This window comes from Butyricimonas muris (assembly GCF_046365375.1).
Taxonomy (GTDB): domain Bacteria; phylum Bacteroidota; class Bacteroidia; order Bacteroidales; family Marinifilaceae; genus Butyricimonas; species Butyricimonas muris.
The window spans coordinates 711,135-730,227 of the sequence record NZ_JBKEIT010000001.1 but is presented as its reverse complement, the minus strand read 5'-3'; the positions used below and the strand labels follow the sequence as shown (position 1 = coordinate 730,227).

The 19,093-nt window shown below is 43.6% G+C and carries 13 protein-coding genes and 1 tRNA gene; 5 read left to right on the top strand and 9 right to left on the bottom strand.

Annotation, left to right across the window (positions count from 1 at the left end; genetic code table 11):
- Positions 1-37 precede the first annotated feature (37 nt).
- A complete protein-coding gene (locus ACK8P8_RS03005) occupies positions 38-586 on the top strand; it encodes an RNA polymerase sigma-70 factor (protein WP_410025535.1) in 549 nt (182 codons plus the stop codon).
- A 149-nt stretch (positions 587-735) separates the two neighbouring features.
- Here ACK8P8_RS03005 and ACK8P8_RS03000 read toward each other — a convergent pair whose 3' ends face one another.
- The 8 genes from ACK8P8_RS03000 to ACK8P8_RS02965 all read right to left on the bottom strand — a co-directional run bounded on the left by ACK8P8_RS03000 (position 736) and on the right by ACK8P8_RS02965 (position 11,265).
- On the bottom strand, positions 736-1,815 hold the full coding sequence (locus tag ACK8P8_RS03000; protein ID WP_410025534.1) for a redoxin domain-containing protein: 1,080 nt from the start codon (positions 1,813-1,815) through the stop codon (positions 736-738).
- An 84-nt stretch (positions 1,816-1,899) separates the two neighbouring features.
- Complete coding sequence (locus ACK8P8_RS02995; protein ID WP_410025533.1) at positions 1,900-3,495, bottom strand: PKD-like family lipoprotein; 1,596 nt, start codon at positions 3,493-3,495, stop codon at positions 1,900-1,902.
- A 16-nt stretch (positions 3,496-3,511) separates the two neighbouring features.
- Entirely contained in the window at positions 3,512-4,327 is an 816-nt protein-coding gene (locus ACK8P8_RS02990) for a DUF4843 domain-containing protein (protein WP_410025532.1), read from the bottom strand.
- Between the two features lie 6 nt (positions 4,328-4,333).
- On the bottom strand, positions 4,334-5,824 hold the full coding sequence (locus ACK8P8_RS02985) for a RagB/SusD family nutrient uptake outer membrane protein (protein ID WP_410025531.1): 1,491 nt from the start codon (positions 5,822-5,824) through the stop codon (positions 4,334-4,336).
- Between the two features lie 17 nt (positions 5,825-5,841).
- Positions 5,842-9,168 (bottom strand): SusC/RagA family TonB-linked outer membrane protein, encoded by a 3,327-nt coding sequence (locus ACK8P8_RS02980; RefSeq protein WP_410025530.1) that lies wholly within the window; start codon positions 9,166-9,168, stop codon positions 5,842-5,844.
- Positions 9,169-9,256: 88 nt separating this feature from the next.
- On the bottom strand, positions 9,257-10,441 hold the full coding sequence (locus ACK8P8_RS02975; RefSeq protein WP_410025529.1) for a FecR family protein: 1,185 nt from the start codon (positions 10,439-10,441) through the stop codon (positions 9,257-9,259).
- A 198-nt stretch (positions 10,442-10,639) separates the two neighbouring features.
- Positions 10,640-10,933, bottom strand: a complete 294-nt coding sequence (locus ACK8P8_RS02970) for a helix-turn-helix domain-containing protein (RefSeq protein ID WP_186975433.1) — start codon at positions 10,931-10,933, stop codon at positions 10,640-10,642.
- Positions 10,930-11,265, bottom strand: coding sequence for a type II toxin-antitoxin system RelE/ParE family toxin (locus ACK8P8_RS02965; protein ID WP_186975434.1), 336 nt, complete (start codon positions 11,263-11,265; stop codon positions 10,930-10,932). The genes ACK8P8_RS02970 and ACK8P8_RS02965 overlap by 4 nt, the downstream gene beginning before the upstream one ends.
- Before the next feature lie 460 nt (positions 11,266-11,725).
- Here ACK8P8_RS02965 and ACK8P8_RS02960 point away from each other — a divergent pair, with 460 nt between their 5' ends.
- The 4 genes from ACK8P8_RS02960 (at position 11,726) to ACK8P8_RS02945 (ending at position 17,290) form a co-directional block, all read left to right on the top strand.
- Complete coding sequence (locus tag ACK8P8_RS02960) at positions 11,726-14,275, top strand: S9 family peptidase (protein ID WP_255469449.1); 2,550 nt, start codon at positions 11,726-11,728, stop codon at positions 14,273-14,275.
- A 64-nt stretch (positions 14,276-14,339) separates the two neighbouring features.
- On the top strand, positions 14,340-14,822 hold the full coding sequence (locus ACK8P8_RS02955) for a CYTH domain-containing protein (RefSeq protein ID WP_369860127.1): 483 nt from the start codon (positions 14,340-14,342) through the stop codon (positions 14,820-14,822).
- Between the two features lie 196 nt (positions 14,823-15,018).
- Complete coding sequence (locus tag ACK8P8_RS02950; RefSeq protein WP_369860126.1) at positions 15,019-17,049, top strand: transketolase family protein; 2,031 nt, start codon at positions 15,019-15,021, stop codon at positions 17,047-17,049.
- Between the two features lie 168 nt (positions 17,050-17,217).
- A tRNA-Met gene (locus ACK8P8_RS02945) sits at positions 17,218-17,290 on the top strand.
- Positions 17,291-17,397: 107 nt separating this feature from the next.
- Here the strand turns inward: ACK8P8_RS02945 and ACK8P8_RS02940 are convergent.
- Positions 17,398-19,083, bottom strand: a complete 1,686-nt coding sequence (locus ACK8P8_RS02940) for a PKD-like family lipoprotein (RefSeq protein WP_369860125.1) — start codon at positions 19,081-19,083, stop codon at positions 17,398-17,400.
- Positions 19,084-19,093 lie beyond the last annotated feature (10 nt).

The following is a 19,093-nucleotide window of genomic DNA, read 5'->3' as shown; positions in this document are numbered from 1 at the left end:
GTGTTATTAATCGTTGGTTTAAAGATACGGCATTTGTATGAGAGAGGAGTTCAATATCAACACTTTAGATCTAAATAATGATAAAGTATTTCATTATTTATACACCAAATATGCCACTACTTTGCGCTATTTTGCTGCAAAATACATCGAAGATGATACGATTATTGAAGACGTAATTCAAGATGCCTTTCTCAATCTCTGGGAAAAACGCCAAGAATTCAAAACAGAAAATACCATAAAAGCATACCTGTACAAAATCGTGCGTAGTTTCTCGGTTGACACCATACGCCGCAGAAATATAGCCAATAGGTATGCAGAACGTATCATCCGTGAAGAAGAAGATTACGATTTCTTTCTAGAGAATATTATAGAATCCGAAGTTTTCCAGATGATTCAAACGGTATTCAATCAACTCTCCCCTGCTTGTCGTGAAGTCTATCAATTAAGCCTTCAAGGAAAATCACACGAGGAAATCTCCCATTTACTCAATATCTCCACCAACACGATAAAAAAACACAAAAACAACGCCAACCATTACATGCGAGAACAACTGAAGCACATATTATCTATATTATTATACATTTGAATTTCACGAATGCATGCAAAACATTTTTATCTTTATAAAAACACGAAAAAATGAATAACCAATTTCTCTGAATTTATTTCATTTTAGGGAGAGCCATTAATTATAAAAAATTGATATTCATAATTTTCGTGTTTTCATTATTCATTTTATTATATCTGTTTCACCAACATTTCAATCTCCTCCAAACTCGGGTTCTTTTCCAGCACCGCCCCATCCGGTGAAATCAAATACAATGTCGGGATAAATTCCACCTTATAATCGTCGCTCGTGTCGCTACCATTAATCTCTTTGTCAACGAGCAACTGCCGCCACAAGGGTTTATCCTCCTCAATGGCTTTCAGCCACTGGTCTTTCTTTTTATCACAAGAAATCCCGACCACTTCTACTCCCAACTCTTGTAATCGAGGGTACTCCTTTTTCAACACTTTGGCTTTTGCCCGGCAGGGGGCACACCAAGAAGCCCAAAAGTCCACCAACAGGTATTTTCCCTTGTAATCCGATAAAGCCACGATATTTCCTTTCACGTCCGGCAATTTAAAATCCGGGGCTTGCCCTGTCAATTGTTTACTTTCCAACTCCTTGTATTTGTTCATGATTTCTTCCTTATCCTCGGATTCAGGCACCGTCCCCATCGCCTCGACAACTCGTTTAAACACTTTAAACTCCTGTTCAATCTTCCACATATTCTCCCGCACCAGCATCACGGCGATATTCGTTCCCTCGAACTCCTTAACAGCGTCTACAAACAAATCGTTTCCTTTCCGCCACAACAACTCGTTCTCTCTCATCACCAATTGCGTATCCTCTTCATTCTTAGCATCCCGATATTTTTGCTGCAAGAGTTGTATCTCCAGCATATTACTATCCAACTTTAATAAATGTTCAGACAGACGGGACTGTCCCGTTCTTGGATTCTTTGAAAATATATATTCATGTTCTCCCCGCTGTTCCCAATAATATTCCCCGTTTTCGGGATAAAAAGGAATAGCTTGTCCCCGCTCTCCTATTTTCAGATACAATACCTGATCCGTATCCTCGCCTTCGATTTTGAAGCTCCGGTCTTCCGTCACTACACGACGGGCTAACGTGTCCGCTCCACGCCCGTCACGGGTGAGAAGCAACACCTCTTTCCCGATACTTGCTTCGGGCAACTTTCCACTCAATGTATAATTTGGGGAAGTACAAGCTACCCCCAACATGCTCAACAAGCCAAAACATATAATTCTCATGGCACAATTATTAGAAATTAAAGGGGATATCACACGTTCCCATGAATATCCCCCACCAACATAGTTACTTACGAATTTATTTTATCAAAAAGATCTCGGAAAATAGTTTAAAGTTTTATCGGACATTTTAGGAGAAACATATTGCATTTTCACTACCTTTCCATCCCCTTCAAAAACGTACTTCGGTTTCCCGTAGGCTTTTCCACCCAACACCTCGTAAAGATATACTTTATATTTGCCGGTTTTATGAGTAGCTATTACCAAATAATCAAAATTATGCTCTTTATCGTCCGTCCACGTCCAATAACGATTACTTACATAAGTGATTTCTTCCCCTATTGCGAAATCCTGCAGTTGTAGTTCTTCTTCCGTGTTTAACTCTGTATCATACATGTATAACTTATTGCTATTAACAAAATAGATAACCTTCGCCGTTAATTCATTGGAAGCATACAACGTGGCAGTATTCAACTTGGAGTCCGAAGCTATTTCCGTTACTTTTTTAATCGGATTATAGGTGGTGGGATTATCGTCATAATCCAACGCCATACTATACAAATAATGTTTCCCGGCAACATCCGCATCTTCAAAGAGAGCGAACCCGGCATCGACATTCCCTACATAATTCCGGACAAAAGCTTTTAATTTATGCTTGATCCCGTTAGGAACATACTTTGCTTCCTCTTCGCTATCTTTTGGTTTATTCGCTAAAGCTTTCAAACCACCATTATAATCCAAGCAAAGAAATCTGTCTTTCAACTCATCAAAATAGAAATAATAGGCTCCCGTAGACACACTGCCATTCTTATTCGGTTTCGAGTCTTCTTCATCCACCATAGCCGGAAACCCAAATTTCCCTGTACCTAATAATTGCTGGGTAGCTAGCTGTGCCGAGAAATAGGCACCTTGATCAGATATATACCCGACGCCATTCACATTCCGCCACACGTAATAGGGTTTTTCTTCCGGGACCTCTCCATTATGAAACATCGTGTTATGCGTGTAAATCGTACTCATATCCTCTATATTCATTATCCGTACATCATTATCCGTACAAATCGTCAAAGCTTTGGTAATAACATATTCTCCGGTTGACTCGTCAAGAAAGCAATACAACGGATCAATGCCCAAACTAACCGGACTTGCAGGGAGAGCTTCCCCATCCTTTTTCTGTAAGATGTCGGTAATTTTACTATTGTCCCACGTGTGTAAATCAATGTCCGTCGAATTACCCATATCTTTAAGCAAATAAAAACCTTCCGAGAACGTAGTAATTACCGACAACGACATCACGTGATAGACATCCACCCCATTTCCCTTATTCGTGATCCGAAGAATCAAGTCATAATAACCTTGCTTCAGGTTTACCGGAAAATCCAACACGCGTTCATAACCAATCGTATCCAACTTGAGCTCTATTATATCCGATGTTGTACCAGAACCTTTCGTCAGATTCAATGTCCACAAATACTCGAACTCATCACCGGCACGGTCAGAAGTAACGGTAGGTTCTATATGCAACACATCTTGAAAAGCAATTTTGGAATAGCTTTCTTCCAAACCGGTCGTCGTAACCTCACTAATTTCGACATAATCGTAATTCCCTTTATCCTCGTAACATGACGAAGCAAATACGACAAGTACCCAAAGGGTTAATATATAGCTGATTTTCTTTTTCATAACCGTATTCATTTTATTACATTTCATATCGAGAGAATCTAACTAACGTTCCTTCCGTTTCTCCGGGTTTCGGGGCTTCACGCAACGGCCCCAAGCCATCCTCTGCCCGACGGGCATTCTCCTCCGCCAACTTTCTGGTAAAGAAATAGTACCAATAATCAGTCAACCCCATATCCACCTTACTGGGATCCCCTACCAGCGAGTAAAAGAAATCGTCGTTCACCTTGATTCCCCTGTCGGCAGTGGCATCTATCATGAACTGATGTTTCACTTTTCCATATTTCCCGGCAAAGTAATAAGTTGCATAAAAATTCCAATATTGAGGTTGAGTCAATAAATCCGTGATAGTAATCACCTTCTCTTGCAATGTTGGATATCCCGGTTCAAAATTCTCATTACTACCAATTTTGATTCTCAACGTCACCTCTTTATCTTTCAAGGAAGGATCGCGTTTCAGAATAACCGGAACACGAGCTTCGTTCTTCCCGGCAGGAATCACGTAAAGCCCTTCCACTAGTGAATTATCAAACGCTATGTAATGCACATCCGCTTCGGCTTGATTTTCCCCCGTGCTCACTTGTTCCAAAACGAATTTACGCTCCTGAGCCGCGATGTAGCCCATCGTCGTCACTTCCAGCCACACGGTATCAAACACTTTTGTTTCCGGGTCGTAAACAAAAGTACGGGGAATCAATGTATCCGATTTCGTGTTTGCCGCGTACACGAAATTCAGTCGATTCGTGCTCTCCTTGTACACCTCCACCTCGTCCTCGCAAGCGAACAAAACGAAGACAGGCAATAACAACATGGTATATTTCATCAATTTTTTCATAACTCTCTATTTTTGATTAGCATTATATTCCGTGGTAGGAAGAGGCGCAACATAATCCTGTTCCCCGACTTCCCGATCGGTTTTCCACAACATATTCTTTGTTCCCAGACGTTTGTAAGTATAAAACATTTGTCCTTCGGCGAAAAACTCCCGGCGATACTCGCGAACAATCTCTGTCATCACCTGTTCCTCTGTCAACGGGTTAGCCGCTACGCCTCTCGCCCTCATGTACTCGGTGTAAAGGAGATTCGCATCGGATAAAGAAGTTGCTGATTCTATGGCGATCAAATACATTTCCGACAAGCGAATCAAAGGAATAACTTGCTTTTGAGAAGCCAGCTCCCCGATATCCGTGTTATCGTCAATCGTCGGTTGATTGTACTTCCGGGGAGTCGGTTTTATATTTCCTTGATTATCAGGAATCGTATTCCAAACTTCAGCTCTATTATTAATAGAAGTCGATTGACCGGCAAAAATATCTTGCGTGAACTGCTTGTCCGTCACATATAACCTTGAAGGATTGAAATCGCGAAATAATTCTGTAACATTCTCTTCCAACTCGTAATTACTCAAAGCAAGAATACATTCGGAAGGCAACGCGTAATTTTTCTTATTGATATCCGCGGTACCCGCTAACGTCAACACCTTATTGCCCTTCTTATCCACTGCATTAATCACTTCCATGGCAGCCGCGTAAGCCTTCCCCTTATCCCCCGTGTACATGTACAATCTCGCCTTCATCGCTTTCATGGCATAATAATTAAAACGGAAACGCCTGTATCCTAAAAAGTCATCATCTAAAGTCACGTCATACTCTTTCGTGTTGGAAAAATTATCCAACTCCTCGTAAGTGTATTCAAACAACGGATCCCTATCCTTGAACAAAGCTTCCGCCGCATCTATATCCTGAACGATAAGATTCACGAAATCCGAAAACGCATAATACGGAATCGCTTCCGTCGAAACGGTTTTAGCGTAAGGTAAAGAAACCTGTTTCGTCGCGTTTTGAGGTATTTGTCCGAACAAACGCAAAATCTCCATGTGGCAAAAAGCCCGTATAGCCAACGCTTCCCCTTCCACCAAAGCACGTACATCCTCGTTCACGATAACCTCTTTCTTCTCCGGTATATTTTTCAATATAATATTTGCCTGCGCTATAATATTATACAATTCCCCGTAAACAGCCGAGAAAAAATTTTTCGGGTAGTCTTCCTCGTAATTGAAATCCTTAAGTTTTCTTTCATTCCTGTAATTACTTTCACTCCATGTCCAATGCTGAGCCATAAACTCAATATCAGTCACCGTCAATCGTTTCCCGTACAAGTTCACGGAGTTCATCTTAATGTAACAAGCCGTCAGGGCATTCTTAAAACCGTTGGGGGAATCAAACATCTCTTCCTCGTCCCTCTCCATTTCCGGTTTCACGTCCAGCCAATCATTGCACGAGGACAACGACCAAGCCAGAAAGAGCGTTACGTATATCAATATATTTCTCATGATAATAAAACTTTAAATTAGAACATTAATGAAAGAGTCAGCGCCACCCGTCTCGCGAACGGATAAGAAGTACCCCGTTCCCGTTTGATGGAAGATATGTAAAATATATCCGACATATTGGCACCGATATTTATAGTTTCAATACTCCATTTTTTTAGCAAATAATCCGAATGCCAACGATACTGCACGCTCGCGCTCTGGAATTGGAACACTTTATCGTCCATCACGAATCTGGACGACGATCTGGTCTTGGATGAGCCGTATCCTTTAAACTCCTTGATATCACCGGCTTTTTGCCATCTGTTCTTGTAAACCCTCTTGTCCACGTTATTTCTATCTATCGTGGCATCGGTTACTTCCACCTTGCTCAACAAAGTTTCATTATACTGTTGCCCACCCCATTGAAAAGCGAAAGAAAGGTTTACAGACAAATCTTTCCAAGAGAATAAAGAACTCAGGTTCCCGCGATACTTCGGCTCACTAACCCCGAAATAACGTTTATCGGAAGGATTCCATTTCCCCGTGATGTTTCCGTTTTTATCCAGAAATATCTCAGCTCCCGTGCTCGGGTCAATCCCCAAAGAAGGTACAGCCCAAATCGAATTTTTGGAATATCCCTCGTACAACAACTGATTCACATCCGTATCCTGTGCCTTGTAAAGCTCCGTTTGCTGTTTTATCGCAGCGGACAGTTTCGTGATTTCATCTTTATTATACGCTAATTTCGTTGTCACCGACCATATGATCTCCCGTTGGGTGTTCCTCATCAAATAACCGCTCAACATCACCTCGTAACCGACATTCTTCACCTCGCCCACGTTATCCACGTATGAACTGAACCCGTTCGCCAGAGGTAAATCCATCTGTGAAAGCAAGTTTGACGTCTTCTTGTTATACATGTCAAACGAAGCGGAAACCCTGTTATCGAAAAGCCCCACTTCAACACCCCCATTGATTTGCTTCGTTACCTGCCATTTCAATTTTTCGTTACCAAGTCCCATCAATTCTGCGCCATTCCAAATAATATACCTTTTCCCGGTATAGTAATTAAACGTGGACAACGCCTGATAAGACGAGAATTGTTGAGAACCGGTTTCCCCGTACGAGCCGCGCACCCTAAGGGTATTCACCACCCGATGATCCCGAAGGAATGATTCGTTATGCACGTTCCACCCGATTCCGGCACTCCAGAAAGGAGCAAACTTATTTTTAGTACCAAACAAAGAAGAACCGTCCACACGATAAGAGAAATCGGCAAAATAACGATTGTCATAAATATAATTCACGTTCCCGGTAAAACCAACACGCCGGGAAAGTTCTTCCGTTCCCTTCGGCACCCCATTCTTTTCATATTGTAGCGCGTTAGACAAGAAATCAAGTTTTTCATCAGAGAACCCTTCCACGGTAAACTTGTAGAAATGATTTTTCCGTTGCGACACGGAATAGTCAAACCCGGCGTACACTTGATGCTTTTCCGCGAAAACCTTAGAATAACTAAGCGTCGCGTTTCCATCTATATTTATATCCTCCCCTGTCCCGTAAACATATTCACCTTTCCGGAAATAGCTGTCACTACCGTTATACGTGTCAAAGCTAGTATGGTCAGCCGGAAGATAATAGTCCGAAGTATTCGTTTGCTTTTGTAATCCCAGTTGAGCCCTTAATTTTAACGCGTCGGCAATATTCCATTCGATCGAGAAATTATTCGTGATCGTGGTATACTTCTTCTCGTCAATGGTATTCAAATTCGCGTTATACAACGGATTAGGTATATTAAACCCTTTCTCTTTATATCTTTTAATGTATTGCCCGTTTTCATCTTTCGTCCTGTAATAAGGATTCATGTTCACGTAATTGTAAAACGTTCCGTATTTACTTTCCACCCCTTTATTGATATCAACAATGGTCTGATTCTTGAAAATAACATTTTTCAAGGTATAAGAAAGCGTCACGCTACCGCTGAAAGTGTTTCTTTCGGAAGCCTTCATCGCTCCTTGAATCGTGTTATAGGATAAATTAGCCCCCCAGCGGAAAGCATCACCACCTCCTTCAAGCCGTAAATTATATTTTTGACCGATTCCGGTTCTCACGGGTTCGCTCAACCAATAAGTATCCACGCCGCGTAACACATCCGAGTATAGCGTGTTGTACAACTCTTTCAGCTTCCTGTCACGCGTAACATCCTTCTCGTCGTCATACAATCCCACGATTCGTTCCAATTCCAATTTATCCCGGGCATTCAGCATATCATAAGAAGACAAATCCGGTATCTCGATATTAATCCCCCCTTGGGCATAAATTTTTAATTTTCCCCCTTGAGGAGCTTTTGTCGTTACCACGATGACACCGTTTGCCCCTCTGGAGCCGTAAATCGCCGTGGCTGAGGCATCCTTCAGAATATTAATACTTTCTATTTCCTCGTCGTTGAAATCCATTAATTTCTCCAATGATATCTCGAAGCCATCCATTATAACTAAGGGGGCGTTCAACTGCTTGGATGCTTGTTGATTCAATTCCTTCACGCTCATCGGCAAAGACGAATTCCCCCGGATATTGATTTCAGGTACCACGTTCGGGTTACTTCCCAACGCATTATTCATCACCACATTAATCGACGGGTCTATATTCCTTAACGTAGCGAGAAGATTCTGTCCCTTGTACATCTTCAATTCCTTGGCAGACACGGAAGTCACGGCACCCGTGTAACTTTCCTTCGCCTTCGTGAAGATTCCCGTAACCACCACGTCATCCAAAGTTTCGGAATCCTCTTCCATTTTCACGTCAATCTTCGTCTTGTCGGCGACAACAATCTCCCGGGTCTTCATACCCACGAACGAGAATGACAACACTTGCTCTCCCTCCGCCGGAACATTCAATTTATAATTTCCGTCCGCGTCTGTTGCCGTTCCCAGAGCCGTTCCTTTAATCATGATCGTCACGCCGGGCAAAACCTCTCCTCTCTCATCCGTAACCTTTCCCGTGACGGTCTTCATTTTTTGATTCACTTCCTTGGGACTCTCTTTCCTGATAATGATCGTTTTCCCGTTAATCTCGTAAGTCAATCCCGTACCTCTCAAACAATCGGTCAGCACGGCATCAATAACGGCATCTTTATAAGATACATCACGCCTTTTAAAAGCTTCCAGATTCACGTCCCGGTACACAAAATCATAGTCGGAAAGTTTCCTGATTTCATTAATAATCTCTTTAAGTGTTGCGTTTTTCAGACTGAAAGTCAAACTTTTGTCCTGCGAATACGCGTTCAGACTAATTTGAGTGGTAAACACCAAGAAAAGGAGGAATAAAAACCGCCTCTTCCCTGCGACATTAAAAATTTTCTTCATAACTTTGTATTTAGAATTCAACAATTCCTCACGCTCTGTCAGCAGCAGAGTGTGAACGTAAAAAGTAGCGTTAGCAGCGCTGCTTTTTTTATTTTACAAGCACCGTTTTTCCTTTTATTTCAAACTTTACATCCCCCGTTTTCTCTATCAACTCCAAAACCCGAGTAAACACCTCGTGTTTTTTCATGTTCACCGAGAATTGGTATGAACGTGCTTCCTCCCGACTATAAAAGACATCAAACGCGTACCATCTCCCCAAATCATTCAGAATCTTCTCTAGCGGGCAATTATCATACATCAATCGTCCGTCTTTCCACGCCAGATACAGATCAATATCTACATCCTCCACCGATAGCACGGACTTCGACTTATCAAACCGGGCTTGTTCATTCGGGACTAGATTCACCTTATGTTCCCCGGCACTCACGAGTACCTTGCCACTTTCCAGCGTGGTTTGTATCTCTTTTTCATCCTCGTATGCCCTTACCCCGAAAGTAGTTCCCAACACGAGTACCTCCATTTGTTGTGCCTCCACGATAAATGGCTTCTTCTCATCTCTCTTTACTTGGAAATAAGCCTCTCCCGCCAACAATACCTTACGTTTATCTCCCTTGAAATTTACCGGATAAGTCAACCGGGAATCTGCGTTCAGGTATACGACCGTGCTATCCGACAACGTAAGTACATACTCTCCCCCTCTCGGAATCACCAAAGTATGATAAATCTCCGCGGTATCCCGTTCTAAAACATTCCCGTAAGTCAACGATTCATCGCTCACCGACAAAGATTCATTGGTCTTGACCAATTCATGGCGTGAATTTTCGTTTTCCAAATCTACCTTGCTGCCATCCGGCAATATCAGAATAGCCCGGGAACCCGGTTGTGTAAAGTCATTATTCGCCAATGTAACCTCGTTCCCCGAACCGGACTTATCCCCCGCGTAATATAAAGCAAGCCCTCCGACCGACAACAGCAATATAATGGCACATGCCACCCTGTAAAACCACTTCACCCGTTTTACAGGTTCCATTCCACGCCGTTTCTTCATTTCTTCTTGTAAAATCTGCCAATCACGCGCGTTCTCTTCTTCCGTCTTCACGAAACGGGATAAACTCTTCTCGATATGTTCCCCGGACAACATACGTTGAAAAAGAGCCTCGTGCCGGGAGGATGCCGCTCTCCATTCGGTCAATTCTTTTTCCTGTATCTCATCCGCTAATCCTTGGATGTATAAGAATATTAATCGTGCTATATGTCCTTCTCTCTTCAGCATATTATTTTCGCTTTTATAACTAAAGCGATTTCATACGCGTTTGGTGTAATAAAAAAAGTGACTTTTTTTTCAACTTTTTTACGACTAACACGTTTTCAATAATTTACACTCCCGCCTAAAGAATTTGAATACATAAAAAACCTTCGGAACAACCGAAGGTTTTAATCTATGTCAAAAAAAAATTTAGCACCTCACAAATCATGAAACGAATTGAATATCAAAGTTGATTTTACCTCCCAACGCTTCCACGATTTGCACGATAGTTGAAATTGTCAAATTTCTTCCTCTCTCAATTTTAGATATTTGAGTCTTATCTTTCCCGACTAATTCAGCTAACTCGCTTTGAGTCATATTCCTTTTTAGTCGCATTTCTTTTATTTTAGCGGCAAGTATATCAGTCCTTAACTCCGCCTCGAACTTCTCCCGCCGCGGAGAACCTTTTGCTCCTATATACTTGTCTAACAATTCGGAGTGTGATACTAATTTTGTCATTTCATTATTGTTTCAAAATATTCTTTTCTCAATCTCTCTGCTTTCTCGATTTCTGCCCGTGGCGTTTTCTGTACTTTCTTTATCAACCCATGCGAACAAATCACGACAGCATCCCTAGTTTTATCCCAAAAAGCGAACAATCGATAACTCATACTATTATAAAGAGTCCGAAATTCCCATATCTCACCATCCAACTTTTTGAACAACTCTTGATTTTGAATTTCTTGTGCTTTAGATAAATTATACAAAACCTTATTTCTTGCTTTAGGCTCCAAACTATCAATAAATTCAAGAGCCTCCGGCATATATAATATCTCTTTTATTATCTTCATATTGGAACAAAGTTACAAAATAAGTTGCAATTTAATGCAACACACGCGCAATATTTTTTCAAATAGGATTAAAACATCTTTTATCAATACCTCAAATCATCCCCATAATATAAGTTTTCCTACCTTCACGGGTGGGTTTTGCCAGACTTTTGGGCTATAAGTAGGCGACTTCGCCTACTTATAGCCCACACTTAGCCCACTCATCGCCCACGTTTTAACGAAGTATAAGTAAATTTAACCTCCACAATCCCCTTTTCTCCTGTACCTTTAAACAATCAATCGACAGTGAACACGGGAGCATAGGGATGTGTCCGTTGATAATCAAGGGATATTATCGCCCATGTATCCTATTTTGATGATTCACGCGATGAAAATCATAAATCTGGAATCATAAATCTAATATTTAAAATCTATTCCATACTTTTGCACGAACGAGTTCAAAATAACCAAATACGATAAAATGAGAAAATTAATCTTTTTGTTCATGATAGTCTGCTCGTTCCGTTTGCAGGCGCAGACTATCGGGGAATGGCTGGCTCTCCCGCCCGTTCCCGTGGAGATGCCTGCATTCGGGAGCGTGAAGAACGTGGAAGGCAAGACATTCACGTCGTCACAATTATTGACATCATCCGTGTTTAATATCGAGAATTTCACGCCGGAAGCCGACTTGCGGGAATTGCAATTCCACTCGTTGGTATGGCAAGAAGCCGCGGTGAACGAAGGCGTGGTAACTTCCGGGTACACGGGCAATACCCCGGCAATCGTCGTGAGTGCCGTTTATGCCGCCAACACACAATGGATGAGCGGGAAACTGGAATTCAATTTCCACGGGGATGCCGAAGTGTATGTCGACGGGGTGAAGAAAATCACTTACACGGGACACAACGGCACGGAAGCCGCGAAACGGGATTGTTCCCTTGAATGGGTTCCGGGCAAGCACGTCATCATCGTGAAAAGCCTCGCTACCGGCAATAACGATAAACTCTTCTCTGCCAGCTACACCGCCGACGCCGCTTTCTCGGAAGCCCCGGTTCATTTTACCCTTTCCCCGAAAAGAGGTAAAAATATCTTGGACGTGCTGAACGGGAAACGGGTAGAGAGAATTCAAATTTCTCCCAGCGGGAAATATCTCCTGATGTCGGAAAACGATATCATCAACGGTAAAAACAGTCGCATGACGAACGTGTACCGCCTTGCCGACAAGGAAGTCGTGTACTCGTTCTACGGGAATGACGCATCCTCGCTGACTTGGATTCCCGGACAGGACAAACTCTCGTTCCTGTTGAAAGAAGGAAACGGTAATTCCCTCTATACTTACGATATCGAATCCCGTGAACAAAAACGCCTGTTCAAGGCGGACCGGAATATCAGTTCCTACAACTGGTCGCCCGACCGTAGCTATCTGGTATATTACAAAACCGAAAACTACACGGAAAAAGAGTGGGAATTGCGTAAATTAGACGGTATCGAGGATAGACAGGCATACTACCGTAACCGTTATTTCCTGTGCAAATATGACCTCGGCACGGGTATACACACCCGCGTGACTTGGGGTAACCAAACGACCTCTATGATGGATATCAGCCATGACGGGAATTATATCCTGATTGGCACGAGCAGACCGGACTACAACGAGTATCCCTACCGGAAACAATCCGTGTACATGCTGAATGCCCGCACTTTCGAGGTGGACACGCTTTGGGAAAACCGTTTGCAAGATATACAATGTTCATTCTCGCCGGACGATTCCCGATTGTTAATCAGTGGTTCTGCCGACGCTTTCGGCAAACTCGGCGTGAATATCGCCAAAGGACAAATGGTCAACGGGTACGATACCCAATTGTTCATTTACGACTTGAAGACCAAAGAGGTAACCCCTATCACGAGAGATTTCAACCCGAACGTGACAAATTACGTTTGGCACAAGGACGGTAATATTTACATCGTTGCCGAGGACACGGACTACATCCACCTGTTCCGCCACGGGCAAGACGGCAAGATAACGAAAATAAATTGCCCGGGTGACCTCGTGCAAAGAATCAGTCTGGCAGAAGACGGCAATACCGGGGTATATACCGCTTCCGACGCGAGTTACCCGACACGGGTTTACACGCTGAACCTGACAGACCTGAAAGCACGGGAATGGGCTAACCCGCAAGGCGAGCAATACAAGAATATTGAATTCGGGCAAGTGAAAGACTGGGATTACGTCTACAAGAAAGGTACCACTATTGACGGCCGTTACTACCTGCCTGCCGATTTTGACCCGAACAAGAAATACCCGATGATTGTATATTATTACGGTGGTACATCCCCCGTGGAAAGAACTTTCGGCGGAAGATGGCCTTTCAACCTGTACGCGGCGAATGGCTATGTTGTTTACGTGATGCAACCCTCTGGTAGTACCGGATTCGGGCAAGAATTTTCCGCGCGCCACCAGAACAACTGGGGTAAAACCACGGCTGACGAAATCATCGCCTGCACCAAAGCTTTCATGAAAGCACATCCTTTCGTGGACTCCAAGCGGGTCGGATGCATGGGTGCTTCCTACGGTGGTTTCACGACCATGTATTTGCAGACCCGCACGGATATCTTCGCCTGTGCCATCTCTCACGCCGGCATTTCATCCGTGTCAAGTTACTGGGGTGAAGGATACTGGGGATACAGTTACAGCACAAATGCATCGGGACATTCCTTCCCGTGGAACCGCAAGGATATCTACGTGGACCAAAGCCCCCTGTTCAACGCGGACAAAGTAAATACCCCTATCCTGTTATTACACGGTACTGCCGACGTGAATGTACCCACGGGCGAAAGTATCCAGTTCTACACGGCATTGAAACTCTTGGGCAAAGATGCCGAGTTGGTGCTAATCAAAAACGCCGACCATGCCGTGGTAGACTACAACCAACGCATCATCTGGGGTAACACTATCATGGCGTATTTCGCCAAATACCTGAAAGGCGAACCCGCATGGTGGGAAAACATGTACAAGGATAAGAATTTATAAATTCCGTGATTCGGTGATTATCGATTTGGCAATCACCGAATCTTTCTATTAAATAATGAATAAAATGGGATTAGAAATAGAACGCAAGTTTCTGGTAAAAGGAGATTACAAGACCGACGCGTCAAAATCTACCCGAATCACGCAAGGGTATCTCTCCTCGGTTCCGGAGCGTACCGTACGTGTCAGGCTCAAGGGGGATAAAGGATACCTTACCGTCAAAGGCGCCGGAAATGAATCCGGAGCCAGCCGATACGAGTGGGAAAAGGAAATCCCCGCGGAAGAAGCAAAAGAATTATTGCAACTTTGTGAACCGGGAATCATCGACAAAACCCGCTATCTCGTTCCCCACGGGAATCATCTTTTCGAAGTCGATGAATTTCACGGGGCAAACGCCGGATTGGTACTCGCGGAAATTGAACTGGCAAAAGAAAGCGAGCATTTCGAACGCCCCGCGTGGTTAGGCAAAGAAGTTACCGGTGACGAAAGATATTACAATGCCATGTTGAGCAAAAATCCTTACACGAAGTGGAATACGTTAGGTTCATAAAGTTTATAAGGTTCATAAAGTTATAAGAATTACGGGTGATTTTATCGGCAAAAAAAGCTGACGTAGACAAAGCGTCCCGCGGGGATCTATAAACCTTTTAAACCTTACAAACTTTATGAACTATAAGACTTTGAATTCCCAAGTGAAAAACATACCTTTGCCGAAAATTAAAAATTATCATCAAAAAAATACAGGCATGGAGAAAATCCTTAATCGAGCAGCGGACAATATCCGCGTTCTTTCAGCTTCTATGGTTGAAAAAGCTAAATCGGGTCACCCGGGCGGAGCCATGGGTGGTGCTGATTACATTAACGTGTTGTATTCTCAATTCTTAAACTTCGACCCGGATGATATGACATGGGCAAACCGTGACAGGTTCTTCCTTGACCCGGGACATATGTCGCCGATGTTGTATTCCATGTTAAGCCTGATCGGCACGTACAGCATGGAAGATTTGAAAAACTTCCGTCAATGGGGCAGCGTGACTCCCGGTCACCCGGAAGTGGATCACAAACGAGGCGTGGAGAATACTTCCGGACCTCTCGGTCAAGGTCATGCCATGGCTGTAGGTGCCGCTATTGCAGAGCGTTTTCTGGTTGCCCGTTTCGGGGAATGGATGGCTCACAAGACTTACGCGTTTATCTCCGACGGGGGTATCCAAGAGGAGATATCTCAAGGTGCCGGACGTATTGCCGGAACGCTAGGATTGTCCAACTTGGTCATGTTCTACGATGCCAACGAGGTACAATTATCCACCCGCGTGAACGAAGTGACTTGCGAGGATACTGCCGCCAAATACAAGGCTTGGGGCTGGAACGTGCTCACGATTAACGGGAACAACGCCGGGGAAATTATAGCCGCACTGAAAGCCGCTAATGAAGAAAAAGAGCGTCCCACGCTGATTATCGGTAAAACCTTAATGGGTAAAGGCGCCATGGGACCTAACGGGGAAGATTTCTCCGATAAAGTATCCACTCACGGGCAACCTTTAACGGGTGCGGGAGCTTCTATCGAAAAGACAATCGAGAACTTGGGCGGTGATCCTCAAAATCCATTCGTGATATTCCCAGAAGTAGCCGAGTTCTACGCGAAAGTACTTGACGAGAAACGGGCTTACGCGAAAGCAAAGAAAGCGGAACAAGCAGCATGGGAAAAAGCAAACCCGGAACTGGCAGCTAAATTGCATAAATTCTTATCCGGTGCGGCTCCCGAGATTGATTACAAGGCTATTCAACACAAACCCAATATCGCCACTCGTGCCGCATCAGCAGATGTACTGGTAGCATTGGCTCAACAGGTGGAAAACATGATTGTATCATCTGCCGACTTAAGCAACTCGGACAAGACGGACGGGTTTATCAAGGGTGGTGCACGTGACCTCGTGAAAGGTGATTTCAGCGGAGCCTTCTTACAAGCAGGTGTTGCCGAGTTGACGATGGCTGTTATTTGCAACGGTATCGCCCTCCACGGCGGGATACACGTGGCTTGCGGAACTTTCTTCGTGTTCTCCGATTACATGAAACCGGCAGTACGTCTTGCCGCGTTAATGGAATTACCGGTAAAATACGTGTGGTCGCACGATGCCTTCCGCGTGGGAGAAGACGGACCGACACATCAACCGATAGAGCATGAAGCACAATTGCGCTTGATGGAGAAAATGGATAACCATTCCGGTAAAATGAGTTTGTTGGCATTACGCCCGGCTGACGCTGCCGAAACCTCTGTTGCATGGAAAATGGCCATGGAAAACACCTCCACTCCTACCGCGTTGATTCTTTCCCGTCAGAATATTACCGATCTCCCGGGGAAAGACCGTTACGATGAGGCTTTACAAGCCGAGAAAGGTGCTTACGTGGTATGTGCGACTGCCGAGAACCCCGACGTGGTACTAATCGCTTCCGGTTCTGAAGTTTCTACTTTGGTCGAGGGAGCAAAACTACTCCAAGAGCGCAAGGGTATTACTTCACGTGTCGTATCCGTGATTTCGGAAGGATTGTTCCGTCATCAGGATAAATCGTACCAAGAACAAGTAATCCCCGCTGACAAACCTAAATTCGGCTTGACAGCAGGATTATCCGTTACACTGGAAGGATTGATCGGTTGCAACGGTCGTATCCACGGTGTAAATCACTTCGGGTATTCCGCACCCGCGAAAGTACTCGACGAGAAATTCGGGTTTACGGGTGAACACGTGTTCAACGAGATTTGCGAAATGTTGGGCAAATAACCCACAACCCTCTCAATATCAAAAGGAATAGTTCTAACTATTCCTTTTTTTATACCTCATTCCTCCCTTTTAATTTTATTTATTCTAAAAAAAAGCAGAAACTCTTGCATGTATAATAAAAACATACTATCTTTGCACACGCAAAACGGTAATAGTTTTGACTAACATTGCGGGATGGAGCAGTTGGTAGCTCGTTGGGCTCATAACCCAAAGGTCGTCTGTTCGAGTCAGGCTCCCGCTACAAAATAAAGGATCGATTTCTCGATCCTTTTTCTTTTACCTAAAAGAGGAGACTTTCAAAAAGCCTCCTCCACCAAGATAATTAACAAACGCATCTATGGCACGACATTAAAACCAATCATGATTGCTCGTGTGCCAACCGATCTGCTTCATGGATACTATTTTTCCGTTGAGTTTCTTCTCGCAAACTAATTTTGGGTCATTGATATTTGTGATATCATAACCATATATACTTCCATCTTCACACCCTACCCACAATTGATCCAAGTTATAATAGGCGTAAGCCAGTGAAGTAATCGTGGAATTAAATGTTGCGTTAAACTCCACGAAACGTACTGTCTTATCAAAGTAATCTTTTCCCCGTTGCACGTAGTATAATTTATTGCCAACGGTGTAAAAATCGCGATATTTGGCTTCTTCAGCATATTTTCCTGATTTGTATCTATTATTGCAGCTGACAAGTATCACGGAAGATTTATCCAATCTTACCGGTAAATAAAACCAACGCTCAAAACCGAAGGAGGTAACAGTCTGACTTTGATTATTGAATGAAAAATCTCCAACTAATGTCTTAGTACCATCCATAGTCGGATCATTGTAATACACGGTGAAAAGAAGGGTTGTTCCACCGTATCCCCAACTGATATGATTTTTGGCTGTTACCTTCAGTACTTCTGTCCCTTCAGGGAAACCGTCAACGGGGACACCGTAATTGGATGTCAAAGGTGTCATCTTAGTTCGATAAACAGAAGTATAATCTCCCATTCCTCCTCCGTGGTTTACGTCTTCGCGCCAAGTGGTGGCCATTATAATCCTCCGGTTCTTCTCGTCGTAACAAGGTATTATAGTTCCGTACATGGAATGCCCGAATTTTGTTATCTTGTATCCCTTGCTATCAATATAGTAAGGTTCTGTCAGATATTGCCCTCCCAGATAATTAGCAGATTTGATCCTCGTGAATACCCGTCCGTCTTCCGTGGCAACAAAGGTACAGGCTCCTTCATTAGATTCTTGAGGGGCTTTTTCTCTTAAATCGGCTATATTGAAGTTATCGGGAGTTCCGTCAAGGAATTGATCTTTCACCTCACTTACTTTCTCCATGTTTTGCAGATTAACCTCGTAGGCAACCTGATCTGTGAGAATGACACAAGCCCCGCTGGGACTCACGTCACGAGATGTTTCCATTGCCAGATCTATCGGTTTTCCCGGTATTTTTTGCCCGTTAATATCCTCGAAAGCATTATCTTTCAACTCGTATGACGCCGTTGTCTGTCCCAGTTCCGTCACGGTTCGTCGGCGGATGGCGGAAAGCTTGGAATTCCCGTTATCCTCGGACAGAATATACCAATCATACACGGCAAAAGTGGGATAAATCCATACATACAACCTAGCCGGAAAAGTAATTCCAGTTTCTTTCTCGATAATATTGAACGTACCCCATTCTCCTTGACTATTGCTATAATACTTCAAGTTGATCTTCTCGACCAATTCGTCCGTGGGAATTTCGAAATCAAGTTGATCCCCTATCACGACATCACCGATTTTCCACTCGTAGCGGACTTCATTCGCCCGGGTAGCGGAATCTCCTTCCCATTTAAACATATTGCTCCCCTTGAATACCATCACCTCTCCTTTTCCCGCATAACCATATATATTCTTCGGACTGACATCGTTAAATTCCTCGAACCATGTCGGCGGGTTAATCTCCTTGTAAGAATAATTTCCCTCGTCCTCGAAGCATCCCGCGAGTAAACCGAACACGAGCAGCACGATATATTGTTTTACCTGTCTCATAATCCTTTCA